At 67.2% G+C, this 13,494-nt stretch carries 14 protein-coding genes; 6 read left to right on the top strand and 8 right to left on the bottom strand.

Features of this window, described 5'->3' with window-relative positions:
* Positions 1-216 precede the first annotated feature (216 nt).
* Positions 217-1,779, top strand: a complete 1,563-nt coding sequence (locus tag QUE68_RS28435) for a phospholipase D-like domain-containing protein (protein WP_286274858.1) — start codon at positions 217-219, stop codon at positions 1,777-1,779.
* Between the two features lie 104 nt (positions 1,780-1,883).
* Here the strand turns inward: QUE68_RS28435 and QUE68_RS28430 are convergent, their stop codons facing one another.
* The gene (locus tag QUE68_RS28430) at positions 1,884-2,861 is read right to left on the bottom strand and encodes a D-cysteine desulfhydrase family protein (protein WP_286274857.1); all 978 of its coding nucleotides are present in this window, start codon (positions 2,859-2,861) and stop codon (positions 1,884-1,886) included.
* 38 nt (positions 2,862-2,899) lie between these two features.
* Positions 2,900-3,967 (bottom strand): NAD-dependent epimerase/dehydratase family protein, encoded by a 1,068-nt coding sequence (locus QUE68_RS28425; RefSeq protein WP_286274856.1) that lies wholly within the window; start codon positions 3,965-3,967, stop codon positions 2,900-2,902.
* Positions 3,968-4,103: 136 nt separating this feature from the next.
* Here QUE68_RS28425 and QUE68_RS28420 point away from each other — a divergent pair, with 136 nt between their 5' ends.
* On the top strand, positions 4,104-5,255 hold the full coding sequence (locus tag QUE68_RS28420; protein WP_286274855.1) for a flavin-containing monooxygenase: 1,152 nt from the start codon (positions 4,104-4,106) through the stop codon (positions 5,253-5,255).
* A gap of 23 nt (positions 5,256-5,278) precedes the next feature.
* On the opposite strand, the gene QUE68_RS28415 is transcribed toward QUE68_RS28420, so the two are convergent.
* Positions 5,279-6,106 carry a lysophospholipid acyltransferase family protein gene (locus QUE68_RS28415; RefSeq protein ID WP_455012674.1) on the bottom strand — a complete coding sequence of 276 codons (828 nt, stop codon included), beginning with the start codon at positions 6,104-6,106 and terminating at the stop codon, positions 5,279-5,281.
* A 146-nt stretch (positions 6,107-6,252) separates the two neighbouring features.
* Between QUE68_RS28415 and QUE68_RS28410 the strand changes: the two genes are divergently transcribed.
* The 3 genes from QUE68_RS28410 (at position 6,253) to QUE68_RS28400 (ending at position 8,666) form a co-directional block, all read left to right on the top strand.
* A complete protein-coding gene (locus tag QUE68_RS28410; RefSeq protein ID WP_286274854.1) occupies positions 6,253-6,954 on the top strand; it encodes a dienelactone hydrolase family protein in 702 nt (233 codons plus the stop codon).
* A 102-nt stretch (positions 6,955-7,056) separates the two neighbouring features.
* On the top strand, positions 7,057-7,749 hold the full coding sequence (locus QUE68_RS28405; RefSeq protein ID WP_284230279.1) for a DUF1942 domain-containing protein: 693 nt from the start codon (positions 7,057-7,059) through the stop codon (positions 7,747-7,749).
* A 149-nt stretch (positions 7,750-7,898) separates the two neighbouring features.
* Complete coding sequence (locus QUE68_RS28400) at positions 7,899-8,666, top strand: DUF998 domain-containing protein (protein ID WP_286274853.1); 768 nt, start codon at positions 7,899-7,901, stop codon at positions 8,664-8,666.
* A gap of 35 nt (positions 8,667-8,701) precedes the next feature.
* On the opposite strand, the gene QUE68_RS28395 is transcribed toward QUE68_RS28400, so the two are convergent.
* Positions 8,702-9,349, bottom strand: coding sequence for a TetR/AcrR family transcriptional regulator (locus QUE68_RS28395; protein WP_286274852.1), 648 nt, complete (start codon positions 9,347-9,349; stop codon positions 8,702-8,704).
* 63 nt (positions 9,350-9,412) lie between these two features.
* Here QUE68_RS28395 and QUE68_RS28390 point away from each other — a divergent pair, with 63 nt between their 5' ends.
* Positions 9,413-10,858: a carotenoid oxygenase family protein gene (locus QUE68_RS28390; RefSeq protein WP_286274851.1), complete on the top strand. Its 1,446-nt coding sequence runs from the start codon at positions 9,413-9,415 to the stop codon at positions 10,856-10,858.
* A gap of 3 nt (positions 10,859-10,861) precedes the next feature.
* On the opposite strand, the gene QUE68_RS28385 is transcribed toward QUE68_RS28390, so the two are convergent.
* The 4 genes from QUE68_RS28385 to QUE68_RS28370 all read right to left on the bottom strand — a co-directional run bounded on the left by QUE68_RS28385 (position 10,862) and on the right by QUE68_RS28370 (position 13,473).
* Positions 10,862-11,437, bottom strand: coding sequence for a dihydrofolate reductase family protein (locus QUE68_RS28385; RefSeq protein WP_286274850.1), 576 nt, complete (start codon positions 11,435-11,437; stop codon positions 10,862-10,864).
* 63 nt (positions 11,438-11,500) lie between these two features.
* Positions 11,501-12,205 (bottom strand): SDR family oxidoreductase, encoded by a 705-nt coding sequence (locus QUE68_RS28380; RefSeq protein WP_286274849.1) that lies wholly within the window; start codon positions 12,203-12,205, stop codon positions 11,501-11,503.
* Positions 12,206-12,431: 226 nt separating this feature from the next.
* Positions 12,432-13,172: an ANTAR domain-containing protein gene (locus QUE68_RS28375; protein WP_286274848.1), complete on the bottom strand. Its 741-nt coding sequence runs from the start codon at positions 13,170-13,172 to the stop codon at positions 12,432-12,434.
* Positions 13,147-13,473 (bottom strand): hypothetical protein, encoded by a 327-nt coding sequence (locus QUE68_RS28370; protein WP_286274847.1) that lies wholly within the window; start codon positions 13,471-13,473, stop codon positions 13,147-13,149. Before QUE68_RS28370 ends, QUE68_RS28375 begins: the two co-directional genes overlap by 26 nt.
* Positions 13,474-13,494: the final 21 nt, after the last annotated feature.

Here is a 13,494-nt window from a genome sequence, read left to right as displayed (position 1 = left end):
CTCGTTCTATTCGTGGCACCACGCGGTGCGCACGTATCAGTACCCGGGTTCGAGCGACCCCACGCGTGATCGGCGGATGAATGGGGTACCCGCCGTCACCGCGGTCCGTCGATGTGATCAATGGCATAGCGGTGTGACGTGCGGATATGGGAACCCAATCCGTCTAATGGCATGACGGGCAAGTTTCTCGACGCAGCTGAGATGAAGGGTCGCACGGTGACGACGGCAGAACGATCGCACGATGAGGTGGTCAGCCGGACGGGTGATCGGCTGCTGGTGCCGGGGGAGACGTGCTGGCGCACGGCACGCGCTGACCGGTTCGCGCCGATCGTCGACGGGGCAGACTATCTCGCTCACGTGAAGGCCGCCATGCTGCAGGCCAAGCGCCGGATCATCTTGATCGGTTGGGATCTGGACCACCGCGTCACGTTCGAATCGGGCGACACCACGCTGCCTGGTCCGAACCACCTGGCGCTGTTCCTGCACTGGCTTCTGTGGCAGCGCCGAGACCTCGAGGTGTATTTACTGAAGTCCAATCTGCGGCTACTGCCGACCTTCGACGGATTCTGGTTCGGGATCGGACCGGTGTCACTGCTCAACCAGATCACCTCGCGGCGACTGAACTTCGCCGTCGACGGGGCGCACCCACTGGGCGCGGTGCACCACCAGAAGATCGTGGTGATCGACGATGCGGTGGCCTTCTGCGGCGGCATCGACGTCACCCTCGGGCGCTGGGACACCCGGGCCCACGCTCCAAACGATCCCGGCCGACGGAGCGCCGGCGAAGCCTACGGCCCGCGCCACGAGGTGGCCGTGGCGGTGGACGGCGCCGCTGCCCGCGTGCTGGCCGAACAAGCACGTGACCGGTGGTCCGGCGCGACCGGTCAGACGCTGGAGCCGCTGGAGCCGGGCGAATCGTCGCCCTGGCCGCCACGGCTGCAGCCGGCGGTGCGTGATGTCGAGGTCGGTGTCGCCCGAACCATGCCCTCACTGCCGGGACGGGACGAGGTTCGGGAGGTGGAGGCCTTGAACCTGGCAGCCATCGCGGCCGCCCGCGACGTGATCTACCTGGAGAACCAGTACCTGGCGGCGCGCGGCCTGGCTGAGGCGCTCGCGGAGCGCCTTCGCGAACCGGACGGCCCCGAAGTGGTGATCGTGCTGCCCCGCAGCTCCGAGAGTCGTCTCGAGAAGCAGTCGATGGACAGCGCGCGCGAGCGGCTGGTGCGCATGCTGTGGGACGCCGATCTGCATGGCCGGTTCGGGGTGTACTGGCCCGCGGTCAAGGGCGGCGAGTCGGTATACGTGCACTCCAAGGTCCTGGTGATCGACGACCGGCTGCTGCGCATCGGATCGTCGAACCTCAACAACCGCTCCCTGGGTTTCGACAGCGAATGCGACGTGGCAATCGAGGCGCTGGAGGGTCGCGACGACGTGACCCAGCACATCGCGAGCCTGCGCGCCGACCTGGCCGCCGAGCACCTGGGCGTGTCGCTGGAGGTGTTCCGGGCCGAAGAGGCTTCGCGGGGCTCGTTCCTCCAAGCGATCGAGGCGCTGCGCGGTACTGGCCGCTCGCTGCGGAAGTTCACCGAGTTCATGGTGTCGGCCGACGCGAGTCCGTTCGCCGAAAACGACCTGATGGACCCCGATCACGTGCCGTCGTCGGTTGCCGAGAGCCTGTGCACGCTGGTGGCCGGTTTGATCGCCTGGCCGATCACCAAGTTCGCGCCCGGGATGTGGTCCCTGGTTCGGGCCGCGGCCGATCGGGCGACGCCGCGGTAGCGAGTGTGCGATGAGCGCTCGATTCTGCGCTCACGGCGGGGATTGCTCGTAATTCGTGACCGTCAGCGCAGACTCGGCAGCTGGCCTGGGCGCACGTGAACTGCCTACTCCTTCGCCTGTGCGAGGAGTTCCGCCAGCGCGGGGTGACCGAACAAACCGGGCAGGCCCCCGCTGGCGAGGAACACGACGGTCTGGCCGGGCCGTATCGCGCCGTCGCGGACTTCGGCGGTGAGCCCAGCCAGCGCGCGGGCGGTGTAGACGGGATCGAGGATCAGGCCCTCGGTGCGGGCGGCGGTGATGATCGCCTGCGCTGCAGCCGAAGTCAGGGCGTCGTAGCCGTCCCCGACCTGATCGGTGCGGAGGCGCAGGGCGTCTGGATCGACCGGGTGGTCCATGTCGCGAAGGAGTCCGGCGACCTGCGCCCACGGATCGTCGACGGCGCCGGTGTGCACGCCGAGGACGCGTTGCGGGCCGAGGCCCACGATCAAGCCCGCCATCATGCCGCCCGAGCCGAGGGCGCAGACCACGTGGTCGACGGCGGGACGCTGGTCGGTGATCTCCACCGCCGCGAGGCGGTAACCGTGTGCCCCAACGGCATTGGAGCCCCCATAGGGAATGATGGCCGGTCGGCGTCCCTGGGCCCGCAATTTCGCAGCGGCCTCCTCGGCACCGACCGTGAGGGTGTCGTGCGATGGTCCCGATTGCTCACCGGTCCAGATGATGGTGGCACCAAGGAGTTCGTCGAGCGCGAGGTTCCCGGCGGATGACGCTCCTCGTGTCCCCGGGAAGACGAGGACGACGTCGAGACCGAGGTGTGCGCCTGCGGCCGCGGTCAGGCGGGCGTGGTTGGATTGCGCTGCGCCAGTGGTGATCACCGTGTCGGCGCCCGCGGCAAGTGCGGCCGCCATGGTCCACTCGAGTTTGCGAACCTTGTTCCCCCCGGCCGCGAGACCGGTGAGATCGTCGCGTTTGAGCCACAGATCCTCGGGCTGCAGGCCGAGGGCCGCGGCGAGACGAGGGGCTGGTTCGAGCGGCGTGGGCCAAGTGCCCAGCATTACCCGGTCAGTCGGTATGGCGGTCATCGTCGATACCTGGCCTCGAGCACCGTAGTGATCCTAGATCAGGGCACCCGGCGCGACGAGATCAATCCGTCGGTGACGTCACGACGCAGCAGGTCCAGCAGCGAGCGTTGCCGAAGCGGTGGACTGTCGGTGTGGGCGGAGTCGGCAACCCCTTCGAGAAGGTCGGCCAACGCCTCCTTCGCGGTCCACTTCGGCTCCCATCCGAGCTCCGAGCGTGCGCGCGAGCAGTTCAGCAGAGGAACGCTGAACGCCAGATCAAGCCACCCACGGTCGATGTGCTGCAGCCGGGCCCGCCACGTCAGGTCCACCAACGCGCCGAGCACGCCCGATGGGACGTGCACCGCCCGGGCGCCCATTACGGCGGCCACGTCGTCGCGATCCATCGGCGGCTCGGCGGCGAGGTTGAACGGTCCTGAGGCACGGGCCTCGATCGCCAGCACGATCGCACTGGCGACGTCGTCGGCGTGGATCAGGGGGATGCAGAGATTCCGGTCCAGCGGAAGCACTGGCAACCACGGAACCAGTCGCATTGGAACGTATCCCGGCAAGCCGTAGCGCATGAGTCCGCTCGCCGCGTCGCGCTGGAGGATGAAGCCTGGACGCATCCGCGCGATCGGGATCGCCGCACTGCCGAGGCGCCCCTCGTATTCGTCGAGAATCCCCTCCGCCGTGGACTTGTCGCGGCTGTACGGGGAGGTTCCGATTCCAGTCGTGGGCCACGATTCGTCGACCCGTTCGCCGTAGCGCCCTGCCGCGTACGTCCCGACCGAGGACATGTGAATCAACTGCCCGACGCTGCTGGTGTGGGCGGCCTGCAACACCGCGGACGTTCCTCCCACCCCCAGCCGGGTCAGATAGTCGGTGTCGCGGGTGGGCTGAAATCCCCATGCGAGGTGGACGACGACGTCGGCGCCCTCGAAGACGGTGTGCAACGTCGAGATGGCGTCGGGGTCGGTGAGGTCCAGCGCGCGCCAGTCGACGCGCTGATAGACGCCGTGTGGTGGCGGAGGCCGGCGCACCACGCCGACGATGTCATGCTCGGCGGGGAGCGCGCGCAGGAGCGCGGTCCCGACGTTGCCGCTGGCTCCAGTGATCACGATGCGCATGACGTATGCCTTCCGGCGGATGGGGGGTGGCTTACTCGACTGCTCTTACCCGGGTCGAGGACGCACAAACCGCAGCCGACACCTCAGCAGCGTTCGCGCAAACCTGGATACAGTCTGTTCGTGGAGGGGTGGGCGAGTGCGGTCACGCGAACGAGCCGTTGAGCGGGTCGTCATCGTCGGCGCGGGCCCGTGCGGACTGGCCCTCGCTCGCCAGCTGAAGCATCAGCGGGGTGTCGACGCGCTGGTGCTGGACCGTGCGGCTGGCCCGGCGTCGTCGTGGCGGCAGCGCTACGACGGCTTTCGGTTGAACACGTGCGGATACTGGTCACATCTTCCGGGTCAGCGTATGCCCCGTCGTCACGGGCGGTGGCCGAGGCGTGACGACATGGTCGACTACTTCGACGATTACGTGGCGCGCCAGGGACTACGGTTGCGCTTGAATGCGACGGTCACCCGCCTGGACCGCTACCCGCGCGGGTGGCGTGTCACGACTGACCACGAAATACTAACTGCCACAACAGTAGTCGTGGCCACCGGTAACTATCACACCCCGAAGCTGCCGCGGTGGCCCGGCATGGAGCAGTTCACCGGGCAGCTAGTGCACTCGGCGGACTACCGAAGTGCCAGCTCGTTCCTCGGTCGCGACGTCTTGGTCGTCGGCTCCGGGAATTCGGCTACCGACATCGTCCTTCAACTCACTGACGGCGTCGCCAGCCGAGTCCGCATGGCCGTGCGTACTCCACCCCACCTCGTCCCGCGAGCCGTCGCCGGTATCCCCGTCGACGCGTTCAGCGACGTCTTCGTTCATCTGCCGGTAGCCGTTCTCGACCGAGCCGCCGCGCTGATGCGCAAGGTGTGGTTGGGCGATCTCAGTGCGCAAGGTCTCCCAGCGCCCCGCCAAGGGATCTACAGTGCGCTACTCGAGGACAGACGCATACCGACCCTCGGCGATGCCTTGGTGCCGAAGGTCGAAGATGGCAGCATCGAAGTCGTCGCTTCCGTCGAGGCGTTCAGCGGGGACGGCGTGGTGTTGTCGGACGGAACCGTACTACGGCCCGACGTGGTGATCGCCGCTACCGGGTATGAGAAGGGCCTCGACGCAATGGTCGGCCACCTGGGAGTGCTCGATCGTGACGGCGGACCTCTGACCAACGGAATCCCAAGCGCCGCAGAGGGACTGTGGTTCGCCGGATACGTCGAGCCGTTGATCGGGCCGCTACGGTCCTTCCGGCGACAAGCCTCTGGCCTCGCGGGCGATCTCGCCGCATACCTCGCCGCCGCCGACTGAGACCCCGCCGCGGCCCGGCGATCTCATCGCCGCCGTTCCGGGCCGAGCAGCCGCTTGAACAGCGCCCGGTTGGGGTCCACCCGCTGCTCGTCGAGCAGGAAGGTGATGCCCTGCTCGATCGCCGTCTTCGTTCGATCGCGGATGCATCCGACGGCGCGATCGTCGGTGGTCGTGACGCCCGCGGTGTCGATGGGTTCGCCGAACCAGTAGTACTGCCGCTCCGGGCGGGGGATCGGCGTCGGCCCGATACCGCGGACGATGGGGAAGAAGTCGGGACTGCCCGAGACCCTCTCGAAGAGCCGTTGGACGGGGGCGAGTAGGGGATGGTCAGTGTCGACCAGGATGTCGAGCGCGTCCTCGGCGCCGACCGTGGCGAAGGGGACGATGGGGTACTCGTGTGCGGCCGCGAGACGGGCGAACCCCATTCGGTTCTCCCAAATCAGTTGATACTTCTCACCTTTGCGCTTGGCCACCTCGCGGCCGCCGCCGGGGAAGACGAGCAGGGTCTCCCCTCGACGCATGAGCTCGTCGGCGATTGCCGGGGTACCCGGTACGACGCCGGCGGCGAAGAGGAGATCGCGCCACCCGGGGAGCTTGAAGTGGGCGTGGTTGCCCAGGACGCGCACTCGGATTCCGCGTTCCCACAGTTCGGCGCACAGCAGCGGCGCATCGATCAGCCCGATCAGCGTGTGGTTGCCCACCAGTAGCGCGCCGCGCTCGGGCAGGTTCTCGACGCCGTAGACCTTCGGGTTGATGATCCTGCGCGCTGGCTCGAGCATCCGCAGCAGCCGGCTGAGGGTCCTTGCCGTGGGAGGACCGGGCACGCCCTGGTCCCGCTGGTCGTCGGTCACCGATTCACGTTATGGGCCGCGGTGCACGGGCCGCAACCGGCGCCCTCCCAAGTCTGGGCCATGTTCGCTCCGCCGGATAACGGGTAAGGGCCACCGGTCGGGTTTACCGCCTCGATGACATCGATCTGACGGAGGGCCGATTACCCATGGCCGACATCGAACTGCCGATCCAGGGTGAAGGCTTGCCCGGATACTTGGCCACCCCGTCGGGAACCGGGCCGTGGCCCGCCGTCGTCGTGCTCCACGAAGTCTTCGGTCTGAACGACGACATTCGGCGGATCACCGACCGATTCGCCGCCAATGGCTACCTGGCATTTGCTCCGGCGCTCTTTCAACGGGGCCATAAACCACTGTGCATCGTCGGCGCCTTCCGATCACTTGCAACGGGTTCCGGTTCGACGGTCGATGACATCCTCGCCGCGGCCGACTACCTGCGGGCCGACGAGAGGACCACGGGGAAGATCGGATCGGCGGGCTTCTGCATGGGCGGCGGCTTCTGCCTGCTGCTCGCCGACCGCGGGGTGTTCGACGCCATCGCACCGAACTACGGACCATTCCCGCCGGCGACCGGCGTACCCGGGCGCTCCTGTCCCATCGTCGCCAGTTACGGCGCCGACGACCGACTTCTGCCAGGCGCCGCCGCCAAGCTGGAGGAAGGCCTTGCTCCGAGTGAGGTGCCACGTGACATCAAGGAGTATCCGGGCGCCGGCCACAGCTTCATGAACGAGTGGGGCACGCCCTCTCCGTTACGGATCGTGGAACGCATTGCCGGATTGCATCATTCAGCGCCTCAGGCCGAGGACGCATGGCAGCGGATACTCGAGTTCTTCGAGGTCCACCTTCGATGACCGGCGGAACGCCGCCGGACGAGGTGTCCGACCCGCGGGGTTTGGGCGCTGACCCGCCGGGTATGGCGAACTGCATCTTCTAAGGAATTGGGGAACATCGAGATGGAGAACAAGATCTTGGCGGGAGCCGTTGCGGCCGCCGCAGTCGTGTTGAGCATCGGTGCCGCGCCGCCGGCGTTGGCGACGGCCAATATCCAGGTCGTCGGTATCGAAGAGACGTTGGGGGACCCGAACGGCCCGGAGATCGCCTATACGGTCACCAAGATCTTGCCGAGCGCCGACGCCGTCGCATACCCGGTCGCGGGCCAGTTGTACGAGGCCTCGGTCATGGCCAGGGCGACCCGGGGCACGGCTGTTCCCGTCGTGCCATTCTTCAACGCCCGCGCCGAGGGTGGAGCCAACTACCCGGCGCTTGCAGCAGTCTCCAGCCTCAGTGGAGCGCCGTTGGCGGAGGGCGCCACCGCGAACGGCAAGATCTATTTCGACGTCGTCGGCGACGTACCCAACAGCGTCGTCTACAACAACGGGCCCGAGGACCTGCTGGCCTGGATCCAGCCGGTGGCTGGCCCTGCCGCGAGCGGTGAGGGCTCGACTGGCGGTGATGCGAGCGGCGGCGGCGGTGCCGAAGGAGTGACGGGTTCGACGGGGCCCAATGACGTCGCCCCGCAGACCTCCGGCGGTGAAGCCGGCAACACGGGTCAAGACGGCACCGAGGGCGGTGGCGGCAACCTCGACTCTGGCGGCGGCTCCGGTGCGCCCGATGGCGACACGGGCGGTGGCGGCAGCGGCGGTTAAGGGCCGTCCTACCAGCCCATCCGAGTGACCCGCGGGTTCACCTCCCGCCTGCAGGACGCGCTGCTACCGTGACCACGTTCGCCCGGGTGTGGGGCGGCACGCAACGACGCGGTTGGCACGGGGCCGCGTCCCGCTGGGGGAGGCGACCCATGGACGAGCAGCGCGGCGCAGGCGCGAAGCGTTCGGCCGCCACGGGCCTCGCGGTGACGATGCGACCGGACCGCACCGTCTCACGGTTCGTCACGACGGACGACGCGCTGCGGTGGGTCACGGTCGTCGGCACGCTGCTGGGCATGGTGCTGTATTCGAATTGGTTGTTGGAGTTCGGCATCGACTTCTCGCTGCCCGACCCCGACGCGTTCATCAGCGAGCTCGCCGCGGCAGATCAACCGTACGGTGCCTGGTTTCGAGGCTTGGACCTGGCGGCGGCGGGGTGTCTTGTCGTCGCCGCTGCGGCGGGCATCGCGCGCTCGAAGTGCGCCCTGGTCACGTTCGGCTGGTGGATGTTGGCCGCATTCGCCGCGGTGACCGTCCTGGACAGCACCATCTGGTCACTCCGGTGTGCGCCCCATGCCGATGTGTTGTGCGCGGCCCGCGAGGCAGCCGGCGCGCTGCCCCTCGGTCACCACCTTCACACGTTGAGTAGCATCGCCGCGATCGTCGTCGCGTTCGGTTCGCTGATCGCGTTCGTCCTCGCCGACGTCGTCGGGCACACGCCGAGACCCATTGTCCGCCTGGGATGGATCGTGCTGGCGGCACTGACCGCGGCGACCGTGTGGACGGTGATCGCCGTCGCCATCGACGACACCGGACGCGACGGCGACGTCGGCCTGGCCCAGCGGGCGCAACTGCTCGCCGTGGCCGGGTGGCTGACCTACGTCGCCCTGCGTTCGGTGAGCCACCGCCCGACAGACTGACGGGAACGGTAGGTGAGCGTCCCAGCTCGGGACGCCTAGTGCCGTGCGGCAGCCAGCGATTCGAGAGTCTTCTCGCGGTGGTCGCCCATGCCGACGATCGTGTCCACGGCGAGCGGAGCCAAGATCTGATTCAGTCCCTGGCCCTCGTGGCCGAAGAATCCCGCCAACTCGAGCATGACCTCGCCGTGGGTGAGGCTCCACAACCTGCCGGCGATGTTCAATTCTCCATCGTCGCGGATGCGGCCGGCGGCGATCATTCGGCGCACGGCATTGAGGAGCGCGTCGAACGATGCGGCCGAATCCGTGCGGTCCGTCACGCCCCCCGAGCTGGTGACATCGGTGCGATCGCCAGCGATCGACGCCGGTGAGGACGTGCCGAAGATGAGCTGGTAGCGCTGTGGGTTCGCCAGCGCGAACGCACGGTAGGCGGCACCCATGACGAAGAAGTCGGCGACGGGATCATCGGTCTGCGGCACGTCCGTCAGCGCTTGAGTGAAACGGGAGAACGCCTCGTTGGCGACGGCGTCGATCACGCCGGTCATCCCCCCGAAGTGGGTGTAGACGGCCATGGTCGACGTGCCGACCTCGGCGGCGAGGTTGCGGACGCTCAATGACTGCAGGCCGTCGCGTTCCAACAACCGGATGCCGCCGTCGACCAATCGTTCTCGTACGCCGCTCACCATTGCGATCTTGCCATAACGCTGTTATAAAGGAGCCATTGATAACGCTGTTATGGAAGGAGTGTCATGACGAACCGCTACTTGGAAGGCGCCTTCGCCCCGCTCAGCGAGGAATTCACCCTCACCGAGCTCGAGGTGTCCGGCTCGATCCCCGACTACCTCGATGGGCGATACCTGCGCAACGGCCCGAATCCGATCGGGGAGATCGACCCCGAGCTCTACCACTGGTTCATCGGTGACGGGATGGTGCACGGCACGCGCATCCGCGACGGCAAGGCCGAGTGGTACCGCAACCGGTGGGTGCGCAGCCCGCACGCATCACGCCTGCTCGGTGAGCCGCCGTCGGACGCACACACGGGAATATCGCCAATCGGCGCGAACACCAACGTGATTGGCCACGCAGGCAAGACGCTGGCCCTGGTCGAGGGTGGTGTCGCCAACTACGAGCTGACCGACGATCTCGACACGGTCGGACCCTGTGACTTCGATGGCAAGCTGACCGGTGGGTACACCGCACATCCCAAGCGCGACCCCGACACCGGTGAACTGCACGCGGTCTCGTACAGCATGTATCGCGGCAACAACGTGCAGTACTCGGTGATCGGAGCCGACGGGAAGGTGCGGCGCACCGTCGACATCGAAGTGACCGGCAGCCCGATGATGCACGACTTCTCGCTCACCGAGAAGCACGTCGTCTTCTACGACCTGCCGGTGACCTTCGACAATCGTCAGGCCGCGGAGATGACCGTGCCACGCGGGCTCCGCTTACCGGCCCGACTGTTGTTGTCGGCGTTGATCGGTCGGATCCGCATCCCCGATCCCATCACTGCCAGGACGCCTTCTGGCATGAGCGCCGACCGACGCTTCCCCTACTCGTGGAATCCGCGCTATCCCGCCCGGGTCGGCGTCATGCCGCGTGACGGCGGTAGCGCCGACGTGCGCTGGTTCGAGGTCGAGCCGTGCTACGTCTTCCATCCGATGAACGCCTACGACGACGGCGACACCGTCGTCCTCGACGTGGTGCGGCACGCGAAGATGTTCGACACCGACCACCTCGGGCCGAACGAGGGACCGCCCACGCTGGATCGCTGGACGGTCGACCTGATCGACGGCAAGGTCCGCGAGTCGCGCATCGATGACCGTGGGCAGGAATTCCCCCGCATCGACGAACGCCTCGTCGGCAAGCGACACCGGTACGGCTACGCGCCTGCGGTCGGTGAGGGCACGGGCGGCACCGAGGCGCTCCTCAAGCACGACCTCGTCGGCGACGGCAGCCAGGTGAAGTCTTTCGGCACGGGAAAGTCGCTGGGCGAGTTCGTCTTCCATCCCTCGTCACCCGACGCCGACGAGGACGACGGAGTCCTGATGGGCTACGTCTACGACGTGTCGACCGATCGCAGCGAGTTGGCCATCCTCGACGCGCAGACGCTGGATCAGGTGGCCGCCATCAAGCTGCCGCACCGCGTACCCGCCGGCTTCCACGGCAACTGGGTGCCGACGACGCAGGGGTAGCGACTAGTGCAGCGTGGGCCGGTAGATGAGTTCTTGAGTTCGGCCGTCCAGGGTCCGGTGCTCGAGGAGTTCCAGGTCGAAGTCCTGGGCCCCCGCGAAGATCGGGTCGCACCCGGTCTGGCCGGTGATGACGGGAAAGATCGTCACCTGGACGCGGTCGACCAGACCGGCCGCCATCAGCGCCCGGTTCATCGACAGGCTGCCGTGTGATCGCAGTGGCACCGGGGACTCCTTCTTGAGCCGGGCCACGACGTCGACCGCGTCGCCGCCGACGACGGTGGCGTCCGGCCAGTCGAGGGGCTCGGTCAAGGTCGTGGACACCACGGTGGCCGGCGCGTTCCGCATCCGGGTGACCCACGGGTCGCGCACCTCTGATTCAGCTGTGCTGCCTGCCAACATCTGTTGAAACTGGCGATAGGTATTGGCGCCGAACACCATTCGGTGTTCGGCGCCGTACAGGGCCAGTCGGCGGTCGAGCAGCTCTGGTCCCTGCTTGCCCCAGTAGCCGGTCCAGTCGGCGGTCACGGAGCCGAAACCGTCGAGGCTGGAGAAGACGTCGAAGGTGTAGGTGGCGGTCACATCGGTCTCCCCGGTCGGAAGTCAGCAGGTGTCAGCGATGTAGACGAGCCGGCACCGCAAAACTCATCGCGGGATGCTGCCCATCCGTTCCATGATCGGCTTGTTCAGCAGGTCGCGGACGGCGCGGGTCGTGTCATCGGCCAAGACCTCGTCGGCGCCGGACTCGATGCCGTCGAGCACCCGTCGCACGACGTCCGCCGGATTCGCCTTGTCGCCGGGGAAGGCCGATCCCATGTCGGTGTCGACGAGACCGACGTACACGCCCACCACCTGAATGCCGCGCGGCGCGAGCTCGAGCCGCATGGAGTCGGTGGCACTCCACAGCGCGGCCTTCGTGACGCCGTAGCTCGCGCCGATGGGCAGCCAGGCGAGCACCGACGCGACGTTGACGATGGCGCCCGACCGGTCGGCGATCCGGTCGGCGAAAGTCGAGGCCATCGCGAGCGGCCCGAAGAGGTTGGTCTCCAACTCCTCTCGCAGCGGAGTGGTGTCCGCGGCCAACACGGAGGAGCCCCGCACGACGCCGGCGTTGTTGATGAGCACGGTGACGTCCGCCGCGACGCGCCCGGCCTCGGCCACCGACGCGGCATCGGTGACGTCGAGCCGCAACGGGATCACGCGCGGGTCCGTGGCGTCGATCTGCGAGGTGTCACGGGCCGCGGCGTACACCTTGGACACGCCGCGGTCCAGTAGTTGGGTGACGTAATGGCGGCCCATGCCGCGGTTGGCCCCGGTGACGAGCACGGTCTGGCTGGTGAGTGAGGTCATCTCTGCTCCAATTCTGCTCACGTAAACCGAACGGTGTACGTCCGGCTTAAATTCCTCGGCGGATCTCGCGCTGCAGCTGGTTGAATCCATCGCTCCCGTCGAGGTCGGCGTGCTCGATCACCGCCAAGTGAAACTCGTTGAGCGCGTATACGACTCGGACCATGCAAGTACCTCCGATGTCCAAGGGCGGGGCAGTGCAACGGACGCAGTAAGCGTCATCCGGACGTCAGCGTGGGGTGGACTCGGGCGCGATCAGCGTCATGAGGTAGTGGTCGATGGGCGCGGGCGCGGGCGTGCCGGGGGCGGCTCTCTTCAGCAGGGCCGGCACTTCGGCGACCACCCTTTCCGCAACGGCCGAGAGCTTGACGTTGAGTTCTTGAGAACGCCACCGAAGGATCCCGAACGCAGCGTCCGCGTCGATCTGATAAGCCATCATCAGCATGCCCTTGGCCTGCTCGATGACCACTCGGTGCGCGACCACGTGCTGAAGCTTCTCGGTGACCGACTGTTCCATCTCGGCGTGCAGGCTCTCGGTGACGTCGATGTAGAAGCCGCGGGTCGCCACGATGCGGCCCTCGTCATCGGTGGCCGCGTCGCCGACGACGACGACGGTCCGCAGCGCTCGGGTGGTCGTGTAGATGCGGTGGCGACTGCTGAACGGGGCCGCCGACTGCTTGAGCAGACCTTCGACCTCGGCGAGGTCGTCGGGATGCTTGTGACTCAGAACCAGTTCGGTCGTGGGTTGGACCTGGCCCGGTTCATAGCCGTGCATGATCGCAACCGCGTCCGACCAGGTCCAGGCGTCGCTGTCGTAGCGGTATTCGAACCGGCCGACCCGTTGTGGTTCGCCACCGAGCAGCGCCTGATCGACACGTCTGGCCGGCTGATCTTCGGTGCCGGGTCGGTCAGCCGCGGTGGCGGCGTCGCCAGCCGCTGCAGGGTCAGGTGTTGGTGCAGGGTCTTGCACCCATCAAGAATAAGCCGTACATCAATCCGCCGTCGATACCATCGATGACCCGGCCATGGGCAACCGGCTCCCAGGCGCTGCTATGACCGATGCCGACGCCGTATCTGTGAAACATGTTGAGCTGCTCGATGATCAGCCAGTGGGCGAGTGTTCTCGGCACCACGGCCCCGCAAGATCCCCCTCGTGCAGCTCGAACCGCTCCAGCCGCCCACCAAGTCGTCGCAGCGACGTCGTTTAGCCGCTCGGAGCCGGGGTAAGAGATTTGCTGTTCTAAATTCAGCTCGATGAAGGGCTCGACCAATGACCTCAGTCAACCCCACCC

The sequence above is a fragment of the Mycolicibacterium sp. TUM20985 genome (assembly GCF_030295745.1).
Taxonomy (GTDB): Bacteria; Actinomycetota; Actinomycetes; order Mycobacteriales; family Mycobacteriaceae; genus Mycobacterium.
This window is presented reverse-complemented; position numbering and strand designations above follow the sequence as displayed.